General features: G+C 70.9%; 21 protein-coding genes and 1 pseudogene. 15 read left to right on the top strand and 7 right to left on the bottom strand.

Annotation, left to right across the window (positions count from 1 at the left end):
• Window positions 1-12 precede the first annotated feature (12 nt).
• Entirely contained in the window at window positions 13-1,659 is a 1,647-nt protein-coding gene (locus ACWED2_RS25190; RefSeq protein WP_449692939.1) for a DNA repair helicase XPB, read from the bottom strand.
• Between the two features lie 89 nt (window positions 1,660-1,748).
• Between ACWED2_RS25190 and ACWED2_RS25185 the strand changes: the two genes are divergently transcribed.
• Window positions 1,749-2,360: an LppU/SCO3897 family protein gene (locus ACWED2_RS25185; RefSeq protein WP_449692938.1), complete on the top strand. Its 612-nt coding sequence runs from the start codon at window positions 1,749-1,751 to the stop codon at window positions 2,358-2,360.
• Window positions 2,361-2,363: 3 nt separating this feature from the next.
• Here the strand turns inward: ACWED2_RS25185 and ACWED2_RS25180 are convergent, their stop codons facing one another.
• A complete protein-coding gene (locus ACWED2_RS25180) occupies window positions 2,364-3,329 on the bottom strand; it encodes an ABC transporter substrate-binding protein (RefSeq protein ID WP_449692937.1) in 966 nt (321 codons plus the stop codon).
• 187 nt (window positions 3,330-3,516) lie between these two features.
• Here ACWED2_RS25180 and ACWED2_RS25175 point away from each other — a divergent pair, with 187 nt between their 5' ends.
• The 8 genes and pseudogenes from ACWED2_RS25175 to mdlC all read left to right on the top strand — a co-directional run bounded on the left by ACWED2_RS25175 (window position 3,517) and on the right by mdlC (window position 12,344).
• Window positions 3,517-6,282, top strand: a complete 2,766-nt coding sequence (locus ACWED2_RS25175) for a sensor histidine kinase (RefSeq protein ID WP_449692936.1) — start codon at window positions 3,517-3,519, stop codon at window positions 6,280-6,282.
• A gap of 13 nt (window positions 6,283-6,295) precedes the next feature.
• Window positions 6,296-6,973, top strand: a complete 678-nt coding sequence (locus tag ACWED2_RS25170; RefSeq protein WP_449692935.1) for a copper homeostasis protein CutC — start codon at window positions 6,296-6,298, stop codon at window positions 6,971-6,973.
• A gap of 418 nt (window positions 6,974-7,391) precedes the next feature.
• Window positions 7,392-7,604 (top strand): hypothetical protein, encoded by a 213-nt coding sequence (locus tag ACWED2_RS25165; protein WP_086846567.1) that lies wholly within the window; start codon window positions 7,392-7,394, stop codon window positions 7,602-7,604.
• A gap of 44 nt (window positions 7,605-7,648) precedes the next feature.
• Window positions 7,649-8,611: a tetratricopeptide repeat protein gene (locus ACWED2_RS25160; protein WP_449692934.1), complete on the top strand. Its 963-nt coding sequence runs from the start codon at window positions 7,649-7,651 to the stop codon at window positions 8,609-8,611.
• A gap of 167 nt (window positions 8,612-8,778) precedes the next feature.
• Entirely contained in the window at window positions 8,779-10,428 is a 1,650-nt protein-coding gene (locus tag ACWED2_RS25155) for a S53 family peptidase (RefSeq protein WP_449692933.1), read from the top strand.
• A gap of 81 nt (window positions 10,429-10,509) precedes the next feature.
• Window positions 10,510-10,650: pseudogene (locus ACWED2_RS25150) on the top strand (helix-turn-helix domain-containing protein); the annotation flags it as partial.
• Window positions 10,613-10,747, top strand: a complete 135-nt coding sequence (locus tag ACWED2_RS25145) for a DUF397 domain-containing protein (RefSeq protein WP_449692932.1) — start codon at window positions 10,613-10,615, stop codon at window positions 10,745-10,747. The pseudogene ACWED2_RS25150 and the gene ACWED2_RS25145, both read left to right, overlap by 38 nt.
• A 10-nt stretch (window positions 10,748-10,757) precedes the next feature.
• Window positions 10,758-12,344, top strand: coding sequence for a benzoylformate decarboxylase (gene mdlC, locus ACWED2_RS25140; RefSeq protein WP_449692931.1), 1,587 nt, complete (start codon window positions 10,758-10,760; stop codon window positions 12,342-12,344).
• On the opposite strand, the gene ACWED2_RS25135 is transcribed toward mdlC, so the two are convergent.
• From ACWED2_RS25135 to ACWED2_RS25115, 5 genes are all read right to left on the bottom strand, one after another.
• Complete coding sequence (locus ACWED2_RS25135; protein ID WP_449692930.1) at window positions 12,341-13,285, bottom strand: ABC transporter substrate-binding protein; 945 nt, start codon at window positions 13,283-13,285, stop codon at window positions 12,341-12,343. The genes mdlC and ACWED2_RS25135 overlap by 4 nt on opposite strands.
• A gap of 17 nt (window positions 13,286-13,302) precedes the next feature.
• Window positions 13,303-14,172, bottom strand: a complete 870-nt coding sequence (locus ACWED2_RS25130) for an ABC transporter ATP-binding protein (protein WP_449692929.1) — start codon at window positions 14,170-14,172, stop codon at window positions 13,303-13,305.
• A 20-nt stretch (window positions 14,173-14,192) separates the two neighbouring features.
• Window positions 14,193-15,026, bottom strand: coding sequence for an ABC transporter permease (locus ACWED2_RS25125; RefSeq protein ID WP_449692928.1), 834 nt, complete (start codon window positions 15,024-15,026; stop codon window positions 14,193-14,195).
• Complete coding sequence (locus ACWED2_RS25120; protein ID WP_449692927.1) at window positions 15,023-15,793, bottom strand: ABC transporter permease; 771 nt, start codon at window positions 15,791-15,793, stop codon at window positions 15,023-15,025. The genes ACWED2_RS25125 and ACWED2_RS25120 overlap by 4 nt, the downstream gene beginning before the upstream one ends.
• A gap of 92 nt (window positions 15,794-15,885) precedes the next feature.
• Window positions 15,886-16,893, bottom strand: coding sequence for an ABC transporter substrate-binding protein (locus ACWED2_RS25115; RefSeq protein WP_449692926.1), 1,008 nt, complete (start codon window positions 16,891-16,893; stop codon window positions 15,886-15,888).
• Between the two features lie 724 nt (window positions 16,894-17,617).
• Between ACWED2_RS25115 and ACWED2_RS25110 the strand changes: the two genes are divergently transcribed.
• From ACWED2_RS25110 to ACWED2_RS25085, 6 genes are all read left to right on the top strand, one after another.
• On the top strand, window positions 17,618-20,764 hold the full coding sequence (locus tag ACWED2_RS25110; protein WP_449692925.1) for a sensor histidine kinase: 3,147 nt from the start codon (window positions 17,618-17,620) through the stop codon (window positions 20,762-20,764).
• Window positions 20,765-20,784: 20 nt separating this feature from the next.
• Window positions 20,785-21,246, top strand: coding sequence for a roadblock/LC7 domain-containing protein (locus ACWED2_RS25105; protein ID WP_091318528.1), 462 nt, complete (start codon window positions 20,785-20,787; stop codon window positions 21,244-21,246).
• A gap of 25 nt (window positions 21,247-21,271) precedes the next feature.
• Window positions 21,272-22,051, top strand: a complete 780-nt coding sequence (locus ACWED2_RS25100) for a DUF742 domain-containing protein (protein ID WP_449692924.1) — start codon at window positions 21,272-21,274, stop codon at window positions 22,049-22,051.
• The gene (locus ACWED2_RS25095) at window positions 22,032-22,640 is read left to right on the top strand and encodes a GTP-binding protein (RefSeq protein ID WP_043776338.1); all 609 of its coding nucleotides are present in this window, start codon (window positions 22,032-22,034) and stop codon (window positions 22,638-22,640) included. Before ACWED2_RS25100 ends, ACWED2_RS25095 begins: the two co-directional genes overlap by 20 nt.
• A 402-nt stretch (window positions 22,641-23,042) precedes the next feature.
• The gene (locus tag ACWED2_RS25090) at window positions 23,043-23,459 is read left to right on the top strand and encodes a roadblock/LC7 domain-containing protein (RefSeq protein ID WP_003085368.1); all 417 of its coding nucleotides are present in this window, start codon (window positions 23,043-23,045) and stop codon (window positions 23,457-23,459) included.
• A gap of 6 nt (window positions 23,460-23,465) precedes the next feature.
• On the top strand, window positions 23,466-24,716 hold the full coding sequence (locus tag ACWED2_RS25085; RefSeq protein WP_449692923.1) for a DUF742 domain-containing protein: 1,251 nt from the start codon (window positions 23,466-23,468) through the stop codon (window positions 24,714-24,716).
• Window position 24,717: the final 1 nt, after the last annotated feature.

The following is a 24,717-nucleotide window of genomic DNA, read 5'->3' as shown; positions in this document are numbered from 1 at the left end:
GCGTCGACCGGCTCAGAGCGGCCGGAGCAGGTCGTCCGCGTCCACGATGTGGTACGCGTACCCCTGTTCCGCCAGGAACCGCTGCCGGTGCGCCGCGTACTCCGTGTCGACCGTGTCGCGCGAAACGATCGAGTAGAAGTGCGCCTGCCGCCCGTCGCCCTTGGGACGCAGCAGCCGCCCGAGGCGCTGGGCCTCCTCCTGGCGGGAGCCGAACGTGCCCGAGATCTGGATCGCCACCGACGCCTCGGGCAGGTCGATCGAGAAGTTGGCCACCTTCGACACCACGAGCGTCCGGATCTCGCCGCGGCGGAACTTGTCGAACAGCTCCTCGCGCTCCTTGTTGCGGGTCGCGCCCTGGATCACCGGGGCGTCGAGTTCGTCACCGAGCATCTCCAGCTGGTCGAGGTACGCACCGATGACCAGCGTCGGCTCACCCGCGTGCTTGGCCACGATCGACTTGATCACCGGCGTCTTCGTCAACGCCGTGGCCGCCAGCTTGTACCGCTCGTCGGCCTCGGCCGTGGCGTACTCGAGGCGCTCGGCGTCGGTCAGCGTCACGCGGACCTCGGTGCACTCCGCCGGGGCGATCCAGCCCTGCGCCTCGATGTCGCGCCACGGCACGTCGTAGCGCTTGGGGCCGATCAGCGAGAACACGTCGCCCTCGCGGCCGTCCTCGCGCACCAGCGTTGCCGTCAGCCCCAGGCGGCGGCGGGACTGCAGGTCCGCCGTCATCCGGAACACCGGGGCCGGCAGCAGGTGGACCTCGTCGTAGACGACCAGGCCCCAGTCGCGGGAGTCGAACAGCTCCAGGTGCTTGTACTCGCCCTTGGTCTTGCGGGTGATCACCTGGTATGTGGCGATGGTGACCGGCCGGATCTCCTTCTTCTCGCCGGAGTACTCGCCGATCTCCTCCTCGGTCAGCGACGTCCGCGCGATCAGCTCGCGCTTCCACTGCCGCCCGGCGACCGTGTTCGTCACCAGGATCAGCGTGGTGGCCTCGGCACGCGCCATCGCCGCCGCGCCGACCATCGTCTTGCCCGCCCCGCAGGGCAGCACGACGACGCCCGAGCCGCCCGCCCAGAACGCCTCGGCCGCCTGGCGCTGGTAGTCGCGCAGGTGCCAGTCCGTCTCGTCCAGCGCGATCGGGTGCGCCTCGCCGTCGACGTACCCGGCCAGGTCCTCGGCCGGCCAGCCGACCTTCAGCAGCGCCTGCTTCAGCCGGCCGCGCTCGGACGGGTGCACGATGACGGTGTCCTCGTCGATCCGGGCACCCAGCATCGGGCTGATCTTCTTGTTCCGGACGACCTCGGCCAGCACCGCGCGGTCGGTGGTCGACATGACCAGCCCGTGCGCCGGGTGGTTGGCGATCTGCAGCCGCCCGAACCGGCCCATGACGTCGACGACGTCGATCAGCAGCGGCTGCGGCACCGGGAAGCGCGAGTACGTCGTCAGCGCGTCGACGACCTGCTCGGCGTCGTGGCCGGCGGCGCGCGCGTTCCACAACGCCAGCGGCGTGATCCGGTAGGTGTGCACGTGCTCCGGTGCCCGTTCGAGCTCGGCGAACGGCGCGATCGCGACACGTGCGTCATCGGCCTGGGGGTGGTCGACCTCCAGGAGCACGGTCTTGTCGGACTGGACGATCAGCGGGCCATCAGTCACAACTACTGTTATACGTGCCTCGCTCCGGTCCGCTCCGCTCGCGGGTCCGCCGGTGGGACGAGGTGCCGAGGGGATCACTGGAGGGCACGTTGACCACACCGCCGTTCGACGACAACCCGTTCCGGTCGCCGGGCTATTCGCAGCCCGCGCCGATGCCGCCGGTACCTGGGCATCAGCCGATCCCGCACTGGTTCACCACGAAGGTGCGGATCACGCTGGTCGCGTGCGTCGTCGCCGCGCTGGGCCTGGGCGCGCTGGGCGCGATGGGCATCTACTGGATCGGCCGCAGCGGCCCGCCGTCGGACGGCGACTGCCTGTACCTGACGCGCGAGGGGGCGGGCAAGCTCGCCTACCACCGCGTCACGTGCAGCGCGAACAACGCGACGTACAAGGTCGAGAACGCCTATCGCGGGACCATCGCGTGCGGCTCCGGCGACTACGTGCGGTTCCGGCTCGGTTCCGGCTCGGGCCGGACGCTCTGCCTGGCCCTGAACGTCAAGGCCGGCGACTGCCTGCGTGACGTCGACGACGAGAGCACGATCGGCAAGGTCCTCTGCACCGACCCGGCGGCGCAGGAGCGGGTCGAGATCCTTTCCGGCTACGGCCGCGACGACAAGTGCGAAGGCGCCGACATGGTGTTCACCTACTCCGGCCCACCGGCCCGCACGGTGTGCCTGATCAAGACCGGCGAGAACATCTGACGGTCAGTAACCGGGCTGGTCGGGGAGCAGGCCCTGGACGTCGAGGCGGTTCGCCAGCAGGCCCGAGTTGTGCATCAGGTCGGCGACGCGCTGGAGCCGGATGCCGTTGAGCGACGCCGGGTACGAGCCGAGCGAGATCAGCGCGGCCGTCGTCGCGTCGATGTCGGAGAACTTCGGCAGCGCGTCCCGCACGATCGCCGGGTCCGTCGCGCTCTGCTGGGCCGCGCCCAGCGCGGTGCGGAACGCACGGAGGGTCCGCGGGCTGGCCTGCGCGAACGGTTTCGCGGCCGCGTAGCCGGAGAGCGGGAAGTCGAGCGTCGAACCGCGGGCGCCGTCGGCCAGGATGTGCGCGCCGAGGTCCTTCTCGGCGCGGGTGATGTACGGCTCGATCATGAGGGCGGCGTCGGCGTCGCCCGCCTGCAGCGCCTGCGGCATCCGGTCGAACGGGACGGCCTTGAACTTGATCTTCACCTGGTCGACGCCCGCGGTGACCAGCACCGAACGCGCGACGAGCGCGCCGACGTCGTCGAGCATGTTCACCGCGATCTCCGGCGACTTCTTGCCCGTCGGCACGGTGTAGTCCGAGTCCGGCAGCGTGACCAGCGCCATCGTGTTGGGGCCGGACGTGTAGGCCTCGCCCTGCAGCTGCAACGCCGTCCCGCCGGCCGCGGCGCGGAACATCGCGATGTCGGAGGCGAAGGTGACGTCGAGGTCGCCCGCGGCCAGCTTCGCGAGCCCGTCTTCGGCGCCGAGTTCGACGAGCTGCACGTCCAGCCCGGCGGACCGGAACTTCCCGGCCGCGACGGCGATCCGCAGCGGGGCCGTGTCGATGGCATTGCCCACACCGACGCGCAGGGTGGTCCGCTCCAGCGGCGGTGGGGGCGCGGGGGTGCCGGACGAGAACACGCTGCAGCCCGCGGTCGCCAGGAGCGCCGCTACCAGCGGAATCATCCGTCCGCGTCTGTTCATGAACCTTCACCTACCGCGAGAATCTGGTTCTCGTGCTGGATCGTATGGTCCGCGCCCCATACGATCGCGGGCAGGGCCGTATCGTGGCGGCGCGGCTTTCGGATCTTCATCGGGCGGGCTACCGTCCAGGAGGTTCGAGGTGTCGTTCGATCCGCGGGTTCCCACCCGCGGCGGAAAAGGAAACCAGGTGACCCGTCGCGACAAGCGTCCTCGCAAGGGCGGCGACGCGGCGGATCCACGTCCGGTGGGCGGCCGCTGGCGGTTGCGGAACTGGCGCCTCGGAACGAAGCTCTTCGCGGTCCTCCTCATCCCGGCGCTCGCCGTGATCGCGCTGGTCGGCCTGCGGATCAGTTCCGACCTGCGCGACGCCCGGCAGCTGGCGGAGTTCGCCACGCGCGGCCGCGTCGACAACACGGTCGCCGAAGCCTTGCACGAGCTGCAACGCGAACGCGACCTCACGGTGCGGTTCGTGGCCCAGAACCGGCAAGGCGACACCGCCGAACTCACCGCCCAGCGCACCCGCGTCGACAAGGCCATCGGCGGCTTCGAGCGGACGCTCGCCGAGAGCAGGCCGCGGCTCGACGCGAACGCCGGGGACAGCCTGCAGCAGACCGACGACCGGCTGCGCGTGCTCGGTGGCCTGCGGTTTTCCGCGGAGCATTCGGCGTTCCCCGCCGACGCCGTGCTGCGCTCCTACAGCGAGCTGATCTCCGGCCTGCTCGACATCAGCGACTCCGCCGCCGCCGACGTCTCCGATCCCGAGCTGGCGCGGATGCGGCTGGCGGGCAACGCACTGGCCCGGATCAAGGACCAGATGTCGGTCAAGCGGGCGGTGATGGCGGAGGCGCTCGCGGCGGGCACGCTCAACCGCGACCGCACGCGCGCCCTGCTCGGCGCGGAAGCCGAGCTCGCCGCCGCACGCAGCGACTACCGCACCTTCGCCACCCCTGACCAGCAGCGGATGTTCGACGACACGGTGATCGGCCTGGTCGTCGACATCGGTAACGACATGGTCGAATCCGCGCTCACCCGCACCGAAAACGGCCAGAACCTCTCCGGCCTCGACCCGAACCAGTGGGACACCTCGGCGACGCACACGGTGAACCTCGCCCACCAGGTGCAGCAGGCGCTGCTGGTCCAGTTGCAGGAACGCACGGACAGCCTGGCGGCCCAAGCCCGCACGGCCGCGCTGTGGGACGGCGGCGTGGTCCTCGGCGTGCTGCTCGTCGCCGGCGTGCTGTCGGTGGTCATCGCGCGATCCCTGTTGCGCCCCTTGCGGATCCTGCGCCGGACGGCATTGGAAGTGGCCGAGCACCGGCTGCCGTCGGCCGTGCAGAACCTGCTCACCGATCCCGAGCCCGCGCCCGAGAACCTGCGGAAACGGCTCGCCGTCGCGCCCGTGCCGGTGTTCACCCGCGAAGAGCTCGGCCAGGTGGCGCGCGCGTTCGACGCGGTGCACGGCGAGGCCGTCCGGCTCGCGGGCGAGCAGGCCATGCTGCGCGAGAACGTCAACGCGATGTTCGTCAACCTCTCGCAGCGCAGCCAGGACCTCGTCGAACGGCAGCTGTCGGTGCTCGACCGGATGGAGGCCGACGAGCAGGACCCGGACACCCTCGCCGGGCTGTTCGAACTCGACCACCTCGCGACGCGGATGCGGCGCAACAGCGAAAACCTGCTGGTGCTCTCCGGGCACGACTCGGCGCGGGAAGACGCCGGGTCCGTGCCGGCCGACGAGATCATCGGCGCGGCGCTCTCGGAGGTCGAGCACTACCAGCGGATCGAGCTCGGCCCGGCCCCGCAGGTCGCGGTCCGCGGCGAGGCCGTCAACGACCTCGTGCACGTCGTTTCCGAGCTGCTGGAGAACGCGACGCGCTACTCCGGCGACGAGACGGTCACCGTGGCGAGCGCCGAAACCCACGACGGCGACTGGCAGATCGAGATCATCGACCACGGCGCCGGCATGCCGCAGGCGGAGATCGACCGCACCAACGCGCGGCTCGCGCACCCGCCGGACGTCGACGTCGAGGTCTCGCGCCGGATGGGCCTGTTCGTCGTCGCCACGCTGGCCACGCGCCACCACATCGACGTCAGCCTGAGCGCGGGCGAGGATTCCGGGCTGGTCGCGACCGTGCTGGTCCCCGCGGCCCTGATCGTCGAGCTGCCGCCGATGCCGGCGCCGCCCCCGCCCGCCGAACCGTCCGCCGCCGCGGAACCGGAGCTGCTGGCGCCGCTCGCCCCGCTGACGCCGCCGGAGCCCGAACCCGAGCCGGAGCCGGAAGAGCTGACGCCGCCGTCGATCGAGGCCGGTCCGCCGCGCCGGGCCCCGGTGATCGCCCGCGACCACGCGCCGGAATGGCCGACCGTCGACGAAGAAGCCCACCTGGACCTGGACGCCCCGACCGAGCGGATGCCCGCCTACCGCGACGTCCTGTCCCGCTGGTTCGACGCCGCCGCCGCGCCCGAACAGCCGCGGAAACCGGCGGAGCCGCTCCCGGTCGCGGAAGCGCCCGGGCCGGTCGCCGAGGAGCCGCGGCCGGCCGATCCCCAGCCGCGGCACGCACTCGCCGCGCGACCGCCGATCCGCGAACCCGAGCCGCCCCCGCCGCCACCTCCGCCGCCGCTGCCACCGCCACCGCCGCCGGTGGCTGTCGCGCCCGAGCCCGCGCCGGACGACGAGGACACCGAACCGCGGCTGACGCCCGTCGCGCCGCCCGCCGCGATCGAGCCTGCGTACGAATGGCCTACTCCGGCCGAACTCGAGCAGGAGGACGGCGCGGAGGACACCTGGCCGTTCCTGCAGACGCTGGATTCCGCGGCGAGCCCGGGAGCGGTGCCGGAGCAGCGGCCGATACTCTCTCTTTCCCCGGAAGCGGTGCGCGAGCGGATGACGAGCCTTCAAGGCGGCTTCCGGCGAGGGCGGCATGCGAGGGGGGACGACACCCGGAACCAGTGAAACGGATTGAGGCATGAGCTCGAAGACGCCCCTGCTGGAAGTGATCGCGCTGGACGCGGCGGACGCCGAAGGCGCGCAGGCGGGCGGGGCCGACCGCCTCGAACTGGTTGCGGACATGGCGCAGGACGGCCTGACGCCGTCGGTCGAAACGCTGCGTGACGTGCTCTCGGCGACCGACCTCCCGGTGCGGGTCATGCTGCGGGACAACGGTTCCTTCGCCGTCGGCGACCTGGAGGGGCTGCGCGCGGACACCGCCCGGCTGATCGACGCGGGTGCGCGGGAGTTCGTCTTCGGCTTCCTCAACGTCGACAGCGAAATCGACCTCGACGCCTGCGAGGCGCTGATCAAGGAGGTCGACGGCCTGCCGTGGACGTTCCACCGCGCCATCGACCGCACGCGCGATCCGTTGCGCGCGTACGACCAGCTGGCTTCCCTCGGCTGTGACACCGTGCTCGCCGCCGGTCACCCGAACGGCGTGGCCAGCGGCCTTTCGGTGCTGCAGCGGCTCGCGCAGCGCGACAGCGGGCCGGAGCTGCTCGTCGGCGGCGGCCTGCGTGCGCAGCAGGTGCACCTCCTGCGCGCGGGCGGCGTGCGCGGGTTCCACGTCGGCAGCGCGGTGCGGCCCGGCGGCTGGCAGGCGCCGGTGGACGTCGCGACCGTGCAAACCTGGGTCGATCTCGTCAAATCCTGATCGATTGCGCCGTTCTCGCGCAGAAACGACGGAGTATAACGATTTCCGCCGTTGTTTTCGCGTGCCCGCGGCAATCGTGAACCAGCACGTGAAATTGCATCCGCCGTGTGCAATGCGGCGCGCTGGTTTGCGCGTGCCGCTGCACGAGCATTTCCAGCTTTGACCTGGTTGGTGGCTGATTTTGCGGTGATCGGCTGGCTACGGTTGTCCGGCATTTCGCGATCCGGCCGATCTTCAAGGAATCGATCTGCAGTGCGGGAGGCGGCGCCGTGTGCGCGCGTATTCAGTTCGGGAACTCGTTGCGTGGACAGCAGGAAACCAGGACCTCGACCATCAGGTGGATTTCCACCACCTGGGGCCGGTGGATTCCTCGCGGGTGCCGCCAGGGCGCGGCCGCGGTGAGCCGAAAGGCCGAATCGTGACCGGCGCGATACCGCGCCAACGCGGAACCGAAACCTCCGAAGACGATTTCGCGAAACTGGGGCTCGGCGGTTCACTCGCCCTGACCGGGCTGCTGGCCGTCGTCAAGATCGCGGAAACCGCCACGGGCGTGGTGCTGACCGCCACCGGGGTGCTGCCCGGTGCCAGTCCCTCGAAGGAGCGGGCCCCGGCCTGGCCCGGCGGGGAATGAGCGGAGCTGCCCGATCGGCAGCTCTCTACGGACGGAGGGCTGCCATGACCGGCAGTGACGGGCGGGACGAACGGGGCAGTACGCGCGTGGGCCTCGCCGACGTGCGGCAGCTCGAGGACAGCGTCGCCGAGCTCAGGGCGCTGGACTACCGGTACGGCGGCGGCTCGTGCCGGGCCGCCGTCGAGTCGCGGTTGCCCGCGGCCGTGGCACTGCTGGACGGCGTGACGAAGACCGTGGTCCAGGCGCGGCTCTACACCGCCGTCGCCGACCTGTACAACCTGGCCGGCTGGACCAACTTCGACCAGGACCGCCCGGGCGCCGCGCTGGAGGCGTTCGCGCGGGCGCTGGAGCTGGCCGTCGAAGCCGGGAACGACGACCTGCAGGCCAACATCCGGTACCGCGTCGGGCGGCTGCACCTGCACTACGGCGCGGTCGACGCGGCGCTGGTGGAGTTCGCGCGCGGCCTGGAGGCGGCGGTTTCGGCCCACTCGAAGCTCGCGCAGGCGATCCTGTCGGCCAACCAGGCGTGGGCGCACGCCAAGAAGGCCGACGTCGACGGCGCGCTGACCTACCTGCGCCGCGCCCGCCGGGAGTTCGCGGAGGCCGAGGGGCGCGAACCGTCGCCGTGGGCCGCGTTCTTCGGGCCCACCGACATGGCGGCGATGGTCGGGACGGTGCACGGCGAGCTGGCGCAGATGGTCGACATCCGCCACGGCCGCGCCGGCATCCCCGCGCTCACCGAAGCGATCGAGGGCTACCAGCGGGGCATGACGCGCAGCCGCTCGCTGACGTTGATCTGGCTGGCCACCGTGCACGCGCTGGACGGCGATCTCGACATCGCCGTCACGGTCGGGGAGGAGGCCGTCGAGCTGGCCGGCTCCCTGCGGTCGCCGCGGGTGCGGCAGCGGCTGCACCCGCTGTCGACGGCCGTCCGCCGGTTCTCCGGCAACGCCGACGCGCGGGAGCTCGTCGACCGGATCGACGGTCTCGGACATTTCGGACGATAATCGAATGATCAGGCAAAGGTAAAGTTGTCGAAAAATGAAAATGGGATCCGTCGAAGGCCAGACAAAAGTAGGTTCCTCGGCGTGATCGCGGCTTCTTATGCTTCTCGGCAACCTGCGGCGAGCATTCCGCGCAGGCCCGGTCCCCACCGCCGAGAGGAAATTCCCCCATGCGCTTGCGCAAGCTCGTCGCGGCCGCTGTGCCGCTGCCGGCGTTGCTCGGCCTCGCCGTGGCCGTCCCGGCCGCCGCGGCGTCGGAGCCGCTGGTCACGCTGGCCGACAACGCCGCGCCGCTGATCAACAGTGCCCGCACCGGCGACGTCGCGGCCGACCGGCCGATCACCGCCGCGCTCTCGCTGAAACTGCACAACCAGCAGGCCCTCGAAAAGTTTCTCGCCGACGTGCAGAATCCGGCGTTGCCGCAATACCACCGGTTCTTGAGCCCAGCTCAGTTCAATGCCAGGTTCGGCCCGACCCAGGCCGACGTCGACAAGGCCGTCTCATTTCTCGGGAAAGCCGGGCTGAGCGGGATCGAGGTTTCCGGCAACCGGCAGGCCATCACGTTCACCGGCTCGGCGGCGCAGCTCGAGTCGGCGTTCCGGACCCGCATCGGGACCTACCACGACCAGGCGTCCGGGCGGGACTTCTTCGCCAACGACGCGGTCCCCGCCGTGCCGGCGAGCGTCTCGGACGTGGTGGGCGGCGTCGTCGGCCTCGACGACCACGCGGTGCGGACGCATTCGTCGAGGCCGCTCGCCCAGCCCAACGTCGTCAAGTCCGTCACCCCGCCGGTGCTCAAGACCGCTTACGGCACCAGCAGCCTGTCGGCGACGGGCAGTGGCGTGAACGTCGGCTTCGTCGAGTTCGACGGCTACCAGAAGTCGAACATCACCAAGTACGACAGCACGTACGGCCTGTCGGCGGGTTCGGTGACAACGGTCGGGGTCAGCGGCGCGAACTACGACTCGTCGCCCGGCGACGGCCAGATCGAGGTCGAGCTCGACATCGAGGTCGTGCACGCGGTGGCCGCGGCGGCCAACGACTACGTCTACGAGGCCCCGAACTCGAGCGCGGGCGAACTGGCGATGTACCAGAAGATCGCTTCGGACGCGAAGGTCGACGTCGTCTCGATTTCCTGGGGCGCTTGCGAAGCGGCCGAGGGTTCGAGTGCGGCGAAGAGCGTCAGCAGCGCGATCGCGACCGGCACCGCGGAGGGCATTTCGTACTTCGCGGCGGCGGGCGACGACGGCACGACCGACTGCTACCGCCAGACGGGTTCGACGGCGAAGGGCGTGGACTTCCCGGCGTCGAGCCCGAATGTGTCGGGTGTCGGCGGCACGAAGCTGAGCGTGACGTCGTCCAACGGCTACAGCAGCGAAGTGGTCTGGAACGACGGCAACAGCGGCGGTTCCACCGGCGGCGGAATTTCGACGGTGTTCACGGCGCCGTCGTGGCAGTCCTCGCAGAGCACGACGTACCGCAAGGTCCCGGACGTGGCGGCGGACGCCTCCCCGACGTCGGGCTACTACATCTACAGCGCGGGCACGTGGGAGACGGTCGGCGGCACCTCGGGCGCAACGCCGCTCTGGGCGGCCTTCGCGGCGCTGCAGAACCAGGTGCACGGCGGGTCGCTGGGCAACCTGAACCCGAAGTTCTATTCGATCGGCAACGGCTCGTCGTACGGGACGGGTTTCCACGACGTGACGTCGGGCAACAACACCCTGCACGGGACGACCGGGTTCACCGCCGGGACGGGGTATGACCAGGTCACGGGCTGGGGTTCGTTCAAGGCGAGCGGGCTGTCGGGCTTGATCGGCTGAGTGTGCGGAACCGGGGCTGTCGCGGGTTTGCGACAGCCCCGGTTTCCCGTTTCTGTCGGTGCCCGATGACACAATGTGTGCATGGCAACACTGGTAGCGACACCGAGGTCCCGCGCGCTGGGCTTCGGCCTCCGGGCGGGGACGGCGCGGAACCTGAGCCTGCGCCAGCTCGGCCGGGTGATCGGTGTGGCCGCGCAGGAGATCTCCCACTGGGAGGCCGGGACGCGAGTGCCGAAACGACACCAAGGACCGTTCCGGGGGCACCCTGGCCGTCGGTTCGGCCGCTTGGCGGGCTTTCCTTCGTAAGGCTAAGCGTTAACCTGGTCCGCATGATCAAGCGCACGGTGCTGGACGCCACCCGCGAACTCCTCCGCGAACTCGGCCTCACCACGGTGTTCGGCAACCCCGGCACCACCGAGGTGCCGTTCCTCACCGACTGGCCCGACGACTTCGACTACGTCCTCGGCCTGCAGGAATCCGCCGTCGTCGCGATGGCCGATGCCTATGCGCAGGCCACCCGGCAGGCCGTCCTCGTCAACCTGCACTCCGCCGGCGGGGTCGGGCACGGCCTCGGCAGCCTCTTCAACGCCTACCGGAACCGGACGCCGATGATCGTCGTCGCCGGGCAGCAGGTCCGGTCGCTCATCCCGCACGAACCCTTCCTCGGGGCCCTCGAAGCGCCCGAGTTCCCGAAGCCGTACGTGAAGTGGTCGATCGAACCCGCCTCGGCCGAGGACGTCCCGGCCGCGCTCGCGCGGGCCTACCACGTCGCCACGCAGGCGCCGTCCGGTCCCGTTTTCGTCTCCGTCCCCGCCGACGACTGGTCCGTCACCACCGAGCGACCCATCGTCTCGCGCTCCCGGATCCGTGGCTTCGCGCCCGATCCCGAGGCCGTCGACGAGCTCAACGCCGCGCTGGAAGCCGCCGAGAAGCCCGCGATCGTCGTCGGGGGCGCCGTCGACCAGGACTCCGCCGTCGTCGAAACCGTCGCGCTCGCCGAACGGCTCAACGCCGCCGTGTGGGTCGCGCCGATGTCCTTCCGGTGCTCGTTCCCCGAGGACCACCCGCTGTTCCAGGGGTTCCTCGACCCCGAACGCGGGGCCGTCTCCGATGCCCTCGCGCAGTACGACCTCGTCGTCGTGCTCGGGGCGCCCGCCTTCACCTACCACGTCGAGCGCGGGCGCGGGGAAGCTCCGCTGCCGCCGTTGTTCATCGTCAGCGACGACGAGCAGGTCCTCGCGCGCGCCTTCGAAGGCACCGGTATCCGGGCCACGCCGAAGCTGGGCGTCCGCGCGCTGCTCAACGTCGTCGAGCGCAGCACCCGGCCCGCGCCGGCCCCGCGAAAGCGGCCCGCGAAGCCGGGCACCGACACGCTCACCGGCGAGCTCGTCTACTCGACGCTCGCGGACCTGTTGCCGGACAACGCCCTCGTCGTCGAAGAGGCGCCCAGCCACCGCGGGATCCTGCACGACCACCTGCCGATCACGGCCACCGACACCGGCTTCCTGACGATGGCCAGCGGCACGCTCGGCTACGGCGTCCCCGGTGTGGTCGGCGCGGCGCTCGGCCGGCCGGACCGCAAGGTCGTCGGCGTCATCGGCGACGGCTCGAGCATGTACGGCATCCAGGCCCTCTGGACGGCGGCGCGCGAAGAACTGCCGGTGACGTTCGTGATCCTGGACAACTCCGAGTACGCGGCGGTCCGCATCCTCGGCGACGCGATCGGCGGCGCGAAGCTGCCGGGCACCGAGCTGGGCGGCATCGGCTTCGCGGCGCTGGCGGAAAGCATGGGCTGCCACGGCGTGACGATCACCGAGCCGTCGCAGCTGGTCCCCGGTCTCACGAAGGCGCTGGCCGACCCCCGGCCGACGCTGGTGCACGTCCGGGTGGCTTCGTCGTCCAAGTCGCTGTACTAACGCACCACCATCGCCGCGACGTCCACCGGATTCGCCAGCACGCCGGTCTTCCGCAGCAGGTCCGGCACCCGCTGCAGCTGCCGGACGTCCACAGTGGACTTCAAGGTCAGCAGCCCGGTGGCCGCGGCGGTATCGGGGTCGATCTTCGCGTACTTCACCATCAGCGGCTCGATCTTCTTGCGGTCCGCCACCGCGTCGCGGGTGGCCGCCGCCATCGCGCGCTGGAACGCCGCCACCGTGCCCGGTGCGGCGGCGGTGAACGAGCCCAGCGCGCCGTAGCCCGCGGTCGGGAAGTCCACAGTGGACCCGGTGCCGGTGTCGGCGACCAGCGTGGCCCCGGCCGTGCGCCGCGCCTGCGTGATGTACGGCTCGGTCAGGAAACCCGCGTCGATGTCGCCGTTCTTCAGCGCCGCCGCGGTGTTCGGCAGCGGCAGCGGGACCCACTTGACGCCCGAGGCGTCGACGTGGTTGTCCGCGAGCACCGACTTCGTCAGCGTGTCGGCGATCGTGTTGGGCGCCGAGATGCCGATCCGCTTGCCCGCGAGGTCGGCCACCGAACGGATCCCCGACGCGGGCAGCGCCACCACGCCGGTGGCGCGGGGCCCGGCCGAGGACGCGTCGGCGACCAGCCGGATGTCGGCGGTGCCCTTGCTCCGCGCCAGGAAGAACGGCGTGTAGCTGGAGTACGCGATGTCGGCTTCGCCGCTGATCAGCTTCGTCAGCGACGCCTGCCCGGTCGCGGCCTCCGTCGTCGAGACGTCGAGGCCTTCCCGCTGGAAGTAGCCGCCGTCCTTGGCCAGCCAGAACGGCGCGGTGTCGATGGTCGCCATCATCGACACCCGCAGTTTCGCCGCCGGTGGCGACGACGAGCCGCCCAGCGCACCGCACCCGGTCAGAAGCAGAGCCAGCAGCCCGGTCAGGACCGCTCTGGCCGTTCCCATGATCCCCCCGCGGTGTGTCAGCTCCCGGTCTTGGACTCCGTCACGTTCTTGGCCCGCTCGGCCAGCTCCCACTCCGCCGCGTCGGAAGCCGCGGCGGCAGCCTCCGCGGCCTGCGCCGGCGTGCCGCCGTGCAGCAGCCGCGCCACTTCGCCGCGCAGGGTCACGAACTCCGCCGACTCGCGCGTCGTGATCTGGTCGCGCGCGGCGGGCAGGCCCACCGGCAGGTCCGCGACGATCGACGCCGGCGACTTCGACAGCACCAGCACGCGGTCGGACAGGTACACGCTCTCGTCGATGTCGTGGGTGACGACCAGGACCGTGCTGCCCTGCTCGCGCTGCACCCGCCGGGTCAGGTCCTCGAGTTCGAAGCGCGTCTGGGCGTCGACCGAGGCGAACGGCTCGTCCATCAGCAGCAGCGCCGGGCGGCTGGCCAGCGCGCGGGCGATCGACACCCGCTGCTGCATGCCGCCGGACAGCTGCCACGGGTACTTCCCGCCGACGTCCGACAAGCCGACGTGGGACAGCGCTTCGGCCGCCCGCTCACGCCGCTCCCCGCGGGAGATCGGCCGCCACCGCAGCGGGAACTCGACGTTCTTCTGCACCGACAGCCAGGGGAACAGCGAGCGGCTGTAATCCTGGAACACGACGGCGAGGTCGTCCGGCACCCCGGAGACGCGGTCGCCGTGCAGGCTGACCGTGCCTTCGGTCGCCCGCGTCAGCCCGGCGATGCAGCGCAGCAGCGTCGACTTCCCGCAGCCCGACGGGCCGACGATGCTGGCCAGCTGACCGGCTTCGACGGTGAACGAAAGGTTGTTCACCGCGGTGTGTGCCTTGGCGCCGGAGCCGTAGGTGTGACTGAGGCCGGACACTTCGAGCATGGTGGACATGGGAGAGGCCTTTCGAAGTGTCAGTCGCGGCCGAGGCGGGTCGGCTGCCAGGCCAGCACCCGCCGCTCCGCCGCCAGGAAGATCGTGTTGAAGACGTAGCCGAGGATGCCCAGCAGCACCAGCCACGACCACATGGTGGGGAACTCGAAGTCCTGCTGGGCGTTCATCAGCGACCGGCCGATGCCGCGGTAGGCCCCGACCAGCTCGGAGATCACCATCAGGAGCAGCGAAATCGACAGGCTCAGCCGCAGCCCGGCGAAGATCTTCGGCGCCGCCGCGGGCAGCACCACCATGCCGAGCCAGTACCCGCGGGGGGTGCGGAACGACCGGGCCGTCTCCACCTTCACCTGGTCGACCGAGCGGACGCCGTCGATGGTGTTGAGCAGCACCGGCCACACCGCGCCGAAGATGATCGACGCGATCTGCATGCCCGAGCTCAACCCGAACAGCACCGCGAACACCGGGATCAGCGTGGGCGGCGGGATCGAGCGGAAGAACGCGAACAGCGGGCCGACGTAGTCCAGCGCTCGGGCGGACCGGCCGATGAGCACGCCGAGCAGGATGCCGGCGACCGCGGCCAGCCCCCACCCGCCGAGCATCCGGCCGAGGCTGGGGAGCACGTTCTCGAACACCGTGTCGGTGAGGAACAGGTGTGCCGCCGGCCCGGTGAACCACAGCTTGGCGGCGGCGGCCGCGATCTCCGTCGGTGGCGGGAAGTACTTGCTGCCGCCGGCCCGGGCGGCGAACTCCCACACGACGACGAGGACCGCGAACAGCAGCCAGTTGCGCAGGACCGCGGTGGCCCCGCGCGCGGCGCGCCTGCCCACCCGGCCCGAAAGGGTCGCCGCGGTCACGCGATCGCCTCCCGGTCCACCGTGCTCCACCGGAACAGCCGGTTGCCCAGCCGTTCGAGGCCTTCGTTGATCAGGTACCCCAGTACCCCGGCCACCACGGTACTCGCGAACACCAGGTCGAACCGGGTCGATCCGGTGCTGACCAGCATGATGTAACTGCCGAGCCCGACTTCCGAACCGGCCAGGAACTCGGTGCTCACGACGGCGATCAGCGCGATCGTCGCGGAGAGCCGGACGCCGGTGAAGACGAACGGCGCCGTCTGCGGCAGCGCGACCGACGACAGGATGCGGAACCGGCTGGTCCCGCAGGCCCGCGCGGTCTCCATCAGCACCGGGTCGATCTCGCTCATGCCGTAGATCGTGTTGAACATGATCGGCCAGAGCGAGGCGTACACGCCGAGGGTGATCTTCGCCTCGGGCCCGGAGCCGATCACCAGCAGCACGAGCGGGATGAGCGCCGCGACCGGGATCGGGCGGAGGAACTCGACGATCGCGGCGGTCGCGGTGCGCAGCGCCGGGATGCTGCCCAGCAGCAGGCCGGCCGGCACCCCGATGGCGATGGCGATCGCGATGGCGATCAGCCAGGCGAGCATGGTCGCGATGATGCCGCGGACGAACGCGGCGTCGCCGAACAGCTCGCCCATGGTGACCAGGACGACGCTCGGCGGCGGGATGAACGTCTTGCTGACCAGGCCGACCTGGCAGGCTGCCTCCCAGATCAGGAGGAAGCCCACCAGGCCGGCCAGGCCACGGAGCAGTTTTGCCACGTCAGAACCTTATTCTGGTTAGGCCGGCGCTACGGACCGCCGGCCGCGAACCTCGGGTGACTCTCGCGCCGGCCGACGGCAGAATAAGGTTCTCAGCTGGTCACCTGCGGCGCGATCATCGGCGCGGCGTCGACCTTGCTGGTGATGACGCCCATCTGCAGCAGCAGGTCCGGGACGCGCTGGAGGCGCCGGGCGTCCAGGGTGGAGCCGTAACCGGGCAGGGTCAGCAGCTTGGCCGTGTCTTCGTCGATCTTCGCGTACTTCACCAGCAGCGGCTCGGCCTTCGAGCGGTCGTTGATCACGTCGCTGGTGGCCTTCTTCATGGCGCGCTGGAAGGCCGCGAGGGTCTTCGGGTTCGACTGCACCCACTTCGTCGTCGAGCCGTAGCCGGTCAGCGGGAAGTCCTGGGTGGCGCCGGTGTTGATGTCGATGACCGGGGTGGCCCCGACGAGCTTCGCCGCCTGGGACAGCTGCGGCTCCGGCATGTAGGCCGCGTCCACCTGGTTGTCCTTCAGCGCCGCCGCCATGTTCGGGAGCGGCATCGGCGTCCACTTGACGTCGCCGTACTCGACGCCGTGGTCCTTCATGACCGACTTGGTGAGGATGTCCGACGCGGTGTTGAGGGCGGTGATGGCGATCCGCCTGCCCTTGAGGTCGTTGACGGTCTTCACGGGCGAGTTCGGCACCGTGACGATCGCGTTGCTCTTGGCGTTGACCGACGTGCCGTCGGCGACCAGCTGGACGTCCGCGGTGCCCTTGCTCTTGGCGACGAAGAACGGCGTGTACGTCGAGAGGGCGATGTCGACCTCGCCGACCATCGCCTTCTGCATCGACTCCTGCCCGCTCTTGGCGACGACCTGCTCGACCTCGAGGCCCTCGGACTTGAAGTACCCGCCGTCCATGGCCAGCCAGAACGGGGCCAAGTCCGTGGTCGGCATGATCGAGACCTTGATCTTCGACTTCTCCAGGCCGCCCCCGTTCGACGAGGCGTTCGAGCTGTCCGAGCCGAGCGCACTGCAGCCGGTGAGGGCCGTGGCGGCTGCGACGGTGAGGGCGAGCCCGAGCGCGGCGCGGCGAGTGCGAACCCGGCCACTGCTCATGGCGTTTCCAAGCAAGGCCTGCTCCTTGAAGAAAGTGTCGGTTGGAGAACCGATTCCATTGGAAGTGCGTGACTCATTCCCGGAAGCCACGCGGGCCACTGTAGAGAACGTGACAGCTTGCTCACAATGGGTGGAATCACTACCTAGCCGAGTGGCGCACGTCACTCTTTCGGCCTCTGGTCTAGACCCACTGCTCCACTCGCCGTAATCGTTTACCCAGCGTAGGGTGAGGTTCTTGAATCAGCGATGACTGCTGTGCGCCGACTGAGCGAACGCTGTGCAAGATTGAGCGGGTCCTGTCGGGAGGGTTACATCTTCTCCGGCCGTTCGCTACCCTCTGCACCTGCGGGGAGGTATCAACCTCCGATGTAGTGAGAGAGAGTGCCTGGATGGCCGATCAAGAAGTCCCACTTCGGTGTACCAGCACACACTGTGCTTTTCCTGAGAGAATCTTCCCCGCAAAGACCACTGCCTGGCCGGGCACAACCGCCGCGCCGGTGGGTTAGGCCGATCAACAGACCGATGCAGGACCAGCGCAGGGACCCGACCGTGATGCTCGAGCTGAACCGATTCCGTCCGGCCGGACGGGGTTCAGGTACCCCCAGGGCCAACACCGAAGACGATCTTTTCACCCGTACGGGTAGCGTCTTGCGCTGGGCTCCTTCCGATGGACCGGAGCACCGGAACGCCGGGAGCGTGCAGACGAGTGGCTGAGGAGAACGCGATGCGCCCTGGCGGGCGCTGGACCGACCAGGGTTTCCCGAGCACGAACGATGATGGTGGAGCGGCGGTGCCGAACGAAGACGCCGCGGGGGTGGGAGGGGCCCCCGCGCAGTCGCCCGGAGCGGATCCGGGCCGGAAGGCCGGGCTGTTCTCCGGCATGCGCGACTGGCGGCTGCGGTCCAAGCTGGCCGCGGTCCTGATCATCCCGACACTGACAGCGCTCGCACTGGGCGCGGTACGCGTGTACGACGACGCCCGCGAGGCGGCCGAGTTCCAGCGCACCGCCGACCAGGTCGCGTTCGCCGTCAAGGTCACCACAGTGGTGCACGAGCTGCAGAACGAGCGCTCGCTGGCCGTCGCGCGGATCTCGTCGCAGAACCAGCTGCTGCAGACCGGGCTCGACTCGCAGATCGCCAAGGTCGACCGCGAAGTCGGCGACCTGCGCAACGCGGCGAACACCCTCGACTACGACGACGCTGCGACCAAGGACCGCTACACCCGCGGTCTGCAGCGCCTGGACGCCCTGCGCCCGCTGCGGGCGGCGTTCAACACCCAGAACAGCCTGCCCGACATCACGGTGCTCACCGCCTACTCGGGCATCATCGACTCGCTCATCGAGCTCGGCCGCGAGGTGACCACCGCGGTCACCGACCGGGACGTGCTGCGCCTCGGCACGAGCACCCAGGCGATCAGCGAGGCCAAGGAGTTCACCACCCGCTCCGACGCCGAGCTGCAGATCGCCGCGTTCCGCGGCGTCTTCCCGGGCGACCTGCTGGACCAGACGCGCGCGTCGGCGTCCAGCGCGGACGCCTCCGTCGCGGCCTTCCTCGCGAACGCCGACGACGACCAGCGCCAGCTCTACAACGACACCTACTCCGGCCCGGAGGTCGACGACCGCCGCCGGATCCAGACCTCGGCGTTCTCCTTCGCCCAGCTGGGCGACCCGCCGAACATCGACACCACCGCGCTCGGCAAGGACAGCACCGTGTCGGCCGACAAGCTGCACGCGGTCGAGTCGAACCTGCTGGCCCAGCTCAAGACCCGCGCCGACGACCTGGCCACGCAGGCGGTCAACTCGGCGTGGATCGGCGCGGCCGTGGTGCTCGCCGCGCTGGCGCTGGCGGTCGTGCTGATGCTCGTCGTCGCCCGCCTGATGCTGCGCCCGCTGCGGGTGCTGCGGAAGAGCGCGCTCGACGTCGCCTACACCCGGCTGCCGGAGACCGTGCAGGCGATCCTGGACGACCCGGACCCGGTCGGCGCCTCCAAGAAGGCCGTCCAGCCGGTGCCCGTCACCTCCCGCGACGAGATCGGCGAGGTCGCGCGGTCGTTCGACATCGTCCACGAACAAGCCGTCAAGATGGCCGCCGAGCAGGCCCTCCTGCGCGAGAACGTCAACGGCATCTTCGTGAACCTGTCCCGCCGGTCGCAGCGGCTGGTGGAACGCCAGCTCGGCGTCATCGACCGGCTCGAGGCCGACGAGCAGGACCCGGACCACTTGGCCAGCCTGTTCGAGCTCGACCACCTCGCGACGCGGCTGCGGCGCAACGGTGAGTCGCTGCTGGTGCTCTCCGGCGCCGGCCTGGCGAAGTCCGTGCCCAAGCCGGTGCCGGCCGCCGACGTCATCGGCGCCGCGGTGTCGGAGATCGAGCAGTACGCCCGGATCGAGGTCGGCATCGTGCCCGACGTCGCGGTCCAGGGCCTGGCGATCCACGACCTCGTGCACGTCCTCGCCGAGCTGCTCGACAACGCGACCTACTTCTCCGAGCCGGAGACGAAGGTCATCGTCCGGGCCGTGGTGACCCGCCGCAAGGCGCTCGCCATCCAGGTGACCGACCACGGTGTCGGGATGAGCGAGGAGCGGCTGGCCGAGGTCAACGCGCGCCTGGCCGACCCGCCGGACCTGGACGTGTCGGTGACCCGGCGAATGGGTCTGTACGTGGTTTCGCGGCTGGCCAAGCGCCACGGCATCGAGGTCCGGCTGCGCGAGAACGAGGACATCGAAGGCGGCGTGATCGCCCGGGTCGTCGTGCCGGCCGAGCTGCTGACCCAGCTGCGCCCGGGCATGCAGCGGCAGACGCCGCCGCCGGCGAACCGCTCCGAGACGTCGATGTCGATGCCGAGCATCCCGATCCCGGCCGCGCGTTCGGACTTCGACCAGACGCAGACGTTCGCGCAGACGCCACCGGCGCCTTCGGCACCACCGCCTCCGCCACCACCGGTGCACGAACCCGTGGCGAACCAGGGCGGCCTGGTGCCGCTCGACCAGCCGATCAGCCTGGACGACCTGGTCAGCGGCGGCCGCGCGGCGGGCCCGTTCCTGTCGCCGGAGCTGCCGAAGCCGGAAACGCCGGCCTGGCCGACCGCCGAGGACCTGGCGCCGCTGACGCCGTCGTCGAACGGCGACGGGGCCAGCTCGCGGGCCGGCGACACCCAGTTCGCGCCGCTGGTGCTGCCCAAGCGCGAGCCGAAGTTCGTGCCGCCGGAGGAGCCGCCACCGGCCCCGCCGCCCGCGGCCGAGGTCGGCTCGTCGGCGCTCGAGGACGATGTACCCACCCGGCGGTTGCCGATCTACCAGTCGGTGCTGTCACGCTGGTTCAGTGAGGGTGACGACTCGGCCGCCGACCCGGTGCCGCCGCAGAGCGAGGGTGAAGACCCCAACCTGCCGCCGCTCACCGGTGCCGGCGAGCAGCCGGCCGCCGAGCCGGCCGAGCCGTCCCGCGACGAGCTGCAGCCGACCGCGGCGACCCGGCACCCGCTCCTGCCCGCCGACGACGGCTGGCACAGCGCATCCGACGACGGCTGGCAGGCGGCGCAGTCGCTGCTGGAGTCCAAGAACGAGGAGATCACCCCGGCCGGGTTGCCCAAGCGCATCCCGAACGCCTACCTGGTGCCGGGATCGATCAGCAGCCCGAGCTCGAGCTCGATGCCCGAGGCGCCGGCGCAGAACAACTTCGCGGACGCAGGGGCCGGTATGCCCGGAACGGGTGCGATCACCCGCTCCGCGTCCGCGGCGCGGAGCCGGATGGCAAGCTTCCAGCGGGGCTACACCTCGGGACGGCACGCCTTGAAGGAACTCCCGGCCGAAGAGAGGCTGGAAGGCAGCGGGGTTCCGGGGCGTGGCAACACCACAGACAGCAGTGAGGAGTGAAAGTGACACGGGCGGGTGCAATGCAGCCGGGTGGCGCCGCGCAGCCGAACGGGCAGGCGCATGCCAAGGCGAACAATGCCGGCAGCTTCGCTTGGCTGATCACGGATTTCGTGCACCGGGTGCCCGGCGCGGCCCACGCGGTCGTGGTGTCGGCCGACGGCCTGCTCCTGGCGGCCTCGCGAGGCCTGCCGAAGGACCGGGCGGACCAGCTGGCCGCGGTGGCGTCGGGGCTGACCAGCCTCGCGCGCGGCGCGGCCAAGGTGTTCGAGGGCGGCACGGTGGCGCAGACCGTGGTCGAGATGGCCAATGGTTTCCTCTTCCTCATGTCGGTTTCCGACGGTTCGTGTCTGGCGGTTCTGGGGTCGCCGGAGAGTGACATCGGCTTGGTCGTCTACGAGATGACCTTGCTGGTGGAGCGGGTCGGCCAGCAGCTGACTCCGGAGATGCGGGCGCAACTGCAGGGTGCGGCCGTCCGCCGCTGAGGACCTGGGAACCGAGGAGAGAGCCGTGGACGACGGGCGCTTGAGGGGTGATGGCCGGCTCGGTGACGACTTCTCCGGCGGGTGGTCCGATCAGTCGGACGAGGGCCGGGAGGACTGGCAGTCGTTCCGGGACCGCGTCGACCGCGAGTGGCGTGCGCGGCGGGTGCAGGCCTCCGACAGCGACCCCGTGCGGGAGCCGCCGAACTGGCTGACCGACAGCAATGCCGGGCAGGAACCGCTCCGGCCGATCGCCGGCGGCACCGAGTACCGCGACCGCCTGCTCGGCGGTCCGGGATCGGAGCTGTTCGGCGGATCGAGCGGGCCGCTGTACGACGCACGCGACTTCGCGGCGTACACGACCGAGCGTGACTTCGGCTCGGGTCCGGACTCCGGTGAGTTCGCGGCGGCGCTGCCGCAGCAGGCCCACCAGGAGTACGTCGACGCCCCGCCGCCGACGGAAATGGAGACGTCCGGCCTGGTCCGGCCGTACTTCCGGACCCGGGGCCGGACGAAGGCGACGCTCGACCTGGCCATCGAGGCGTTGATCTCGACCAGCGAACAGGGCCGGATGCTGGACCGGGTCCGGGTGCCCGAGCACCGGTCGATCTGCGACCTGTGCCTCGACACGAGGTCGGTGGCCGAGGTGGCGGCGCTGCTGCGCCTGCCGCTCGGCGTGGTGCGGGTGTTGATTGGTGACGTGGCGGGCCTCGGGCTGGTGCTGGTGCACTCCAGCAGCCCGACCGTGGGCGACCGCCCGAGTATCGAGTTCATGGAAAGGGTGCTCAGTGGGCTTCGGAGAATTTGACTCCGACGCGAACGCGCCGCAGGTGACGGGTCCGACCTCGTCGGCCAAGATCGTGGTCGCCGGCGGGTTCGGTTCGGGGAAGACAACGCTGGTCGGGGCGATCTCCGAGATCGACCCGCTGACCACCGAGGCCATGATGACCGAGGCGAGCGTCGGGCACGACGACACCTCGGCCACGCCCAACAAGACCACCACGACCGTGGCGATGGACTTCGGGCGCATCTCGCTGGACTCGGACCTGGTGCTGTACGTGTTCGGCACCCCCGGTCAGCACCGGTTCTGGTTCATGTGGGACGACCTCGCGGTCGGCGCCATCGGGGCGGTCGTGCTGGTCGACACGCGGCGGCTCGCCGACGCGTTCCCGTCGATCGACTTCTTCGAGAACCGGAAGCTGCCCTACGTCGTGGCCATCAACTGCTTCGACCGGCTGCTGCACCACCAGATCGAGGACGTCCGGCACGCGCTCACCATCGCGCCGTCGGTCCCGATCATGGCGTGCGACGCGCGCGAGCGCGAGTCCGCGAAGCAGGTGCTGATCTCGGTCGTCCAGCACGCGATCGCGCACGATTCGGCGTTGCGCGCGGGATAGCCCATGACGCCCCGATCCGGATGCGGCCGTTGGAGTGAACTCCGCGTGCTTCACCCACTTCGGGGAGTGCTGTCACCGTCCGGAGGAGTAACCGGGCGGTGCGGTCCGTCGGCGCCGGGTACGGGAGGATCCGCAAGGGTCTTCCGCACCCGGGCTGACCTGCGTGGACAGCTCGCGGGCGCGAGGCGTGGGAGACTGCGTGGTGCGTCCCCCGGACGGGGGAGGCGACCCGGGCTGCCGCGGAAGTCGGCCGGGTGCACACGTAGGGTGCCCAGCGGCCGGCTGGTGGCGGACTCGACACCACCGGCGGTGCGAATACGCTTTACCGTGGCGTCGCCGACCGGCCGTGCCGGGCGCTCCGGGGTGCGGCGGGCGACGCCGCACGAGCAAGGAGGAGCACGAGTGACGGCTTCCGGCCAGGGCACGTTCGGCTGGCTCATCACGGACTTCGTCCGCCGGGTACCCGGTGCCGCGCACGCCGTTCTGGTGTCCGCGGACGGGTTGCTGCTGGCGCCGTCGGAAGGGCTGCCCCAGGAACGCGCGGAACAGTTGTCGGCGGTCGCGTCCGGGCTGATCAGCCTGACGGCGGGGGCCGCGCGCTGCTTCGAAGCGGGCGGTGTCAACCAGACCGTGGTGGAGATGGAGCGCGGCTACTTGTTCCTGATGTCCGTTTCGGACGGTTCGTCGCTGGCCGTGCTGGCCGCGCCGACGTGCGACATCGGCACGGTCGCCTACGAGATGACGCTGCTCGTCGAGCGGGTCGGCCAGCAGATCACCCCCGAGCTGCGCGCCCAGCTCCAGGGCGGCGTGCGTGGGTAGGGCGAGATGAGGATTTCGGGATTCGACGATCCGGACTCCAGCGGCTGGGACGCACTGCACCGCGGCACCGAGCGCGAGGGTTTCGATTCGCCCAGCAAGTTCGACATGTCGACGCTGTCGATGATCATGCCCAAGCGCAAGCCGGCCCGCCCGCAGCCGGACGCGCAGGGCTACACGGACGAGGACACCCGCGAGTGGGGCTCCTCGGCCGACGAAGGCGAGGACTACGCCGCCCCGGAACCCACGCCGGAGTTCGACGGCGAGTCCACGGGCCGCCGGGCCAGGCGCTCGTCGTCGCCCGAGTACGCCCGCCCGGAGCCCGAGGCGCTCCCCGGCCGGGGCGGCCACGACCGCCGCGAGCCGGAGTTCGGCGACGACTTCGCCCGCCCGGAATCCGGCGGCTTCCCGAGCCGGCGCCCGCCGGAGCACGACGAGCACGCCCGCCCGGCGTTCGGGGGCTACCAGGGCCGCCGCGCGCCGGAGCCCCCGGACCCGGTGGGTTTCCGCAACACCCACTCGCCGGTGGTGGCCGAAGACGGCTACGACCCCGTCGAGCCGGAGTGGCAGGACGGGGAGCGGTTCGAGCCGGAGCCGCCGCCGCTGGAGCCCGCGTGGACCCCGCCGCGGGGTGCGCGCCCGCCCGCTCCGCCGTCGCACCGGCAGGCCGCCCCGCGTTCGCTCGCCCCGCGCCCGCCGGCGCCGCGGCCACCGGCCCCGGTCTCGCGGCCGCACCCGGTGTCCCCGCCCGCCCCGGTGGCGCGGCAGGCGGCGCCCCCGCCCGCGTGGGCCCCGCCGCCCCCCGCCGACTGGACGCCCCCGCCGGACCCGGAGACCCGCTGGATCCCGAACCCGGAACCGTGGGAGGACCCGGCCTGGAACGAGCCGGCCCGCGTGGCGAGCCCGGTGCCGGTCGCTTCGCCGGGGTCGCGGGTCCGCCCGTACGCCCGCACGGGCGGCCGCACGCGGTCCGACCACAACCTGGCGCTGGAGGCGCTGGTCTCGACGTCCGACGACGGGCGCCGCTACCGCGGGGTCCGCTCGGTCGAGCACCGCCGGATCTGCGACCTGTGCCTGGACACCCGGTCCGTCGCCGAGATCGCCGCGCACCTGCGGCTGCCACTGGGCGTGGTGAAGGTGCTGGTCGGCGACATGGCCGACATCGGTCTTGTGCTGATCCACCAGACCGAGCTGATCCTCGGCGACCGGTCGTCCCGCGAGTTCATGGAACGCGTCCTGGCGGGCCTGCGCGCGCTGTAGC

The sequence above is a fragment of the Amycolatopsis sp. NPDC005003 genome (genome assembly GCF_053600695.1).
This window is presented reverse-complemented; position numbering and strand designations above follow the sequence as displayed.

What these genes read in the sequence shown, in the direction of transcription:
- ACWED2_RS25160 (WP_449692934.1), top strand. Translation starts at nt 7,649, where the DNA reads ATGACCGGCAGTGACGGGCGGGACGAACGGGGCAGTACGCGCGTGGGC.
- mdlC (WP_449692931.1), top strand. Translation starts at nt 10,758, where the DNA reads ATGATCAAGCGCACGGTGCTGGACGCCACCCGCGAACTCCTCCGCGAA.
- ACWED2_RS25115 (WP_449692926.1), bottom strand. Translation starts at nt 16,893, where the DNA reads ATGAGCAGTGGCCGGGTTCGCACTCGCCGCGCCGCGCTCGGGCTCGCC.
- ACWED2_RS25085 (WP_449692923.1), top strand. Translation starts at nt 23,466, where the DNA reads ATGAGGATTTCGGGATTCGACGATCCGGACTCCAGCGGCTGGGACGCA.
- ACWED2_RS25155 (WP_449692933.1), top strand. Translation starts at nt 8,779, where the DNA reads ATGCGCTTGCGCAAGCTCGTCGCGGCCGCTGTGCCGCTGCCGGCGTTG.
- ACWED2_RS25170 (WP_449692935.1), top strand. Translation starts at nt 6,296, where the DNA reads ATGAGCTCGAAGACGCCCCTGCTGGAAGTGATCGCGCTGGACGCGGCG.
- ACWED2_RS25180 (WP_449692937.1), bottom strand. Translation starts at nt 3,329, where the DNA reads ATGAACAGACGCGGACGGATGATTCCGCTGGTAGCGGCGCTCCTGGCG.
- ACWED2_RS25130 (WP_449692929.1), bottom strand. Translation starts at nt 14,172, where the DNA reads ATGTCCACCATGCTCGAAGTGTCCGGCCTCAGTCACACCTACGGCTCC.
- ACWED2_RS25110 (WP_449692925.1), top strand. Translation starts at nt 17,618, where the DNA reads ATGCGCCCTGGCGGGCGCTGGACCGACCAGGGTTTCCCGAGCACGAAC.
- ACWED2_RS25105 (WP_091318528.1), top strand. Translation starts at nt 20,785, where the DNA reads ATGCAGCCGGGTGGCGCCGCGCAGCCGAACGGGCAGGCGCATGCCAAG.
- ACWED2_RS25135 (WP_449692930.1), bottom strand. Translation starts at nt 13,285, where the DNA reads ATGGGAACGGCCAGAGCGGTCCTGACCGGGCTGCTGGCTCTGCTTCTG.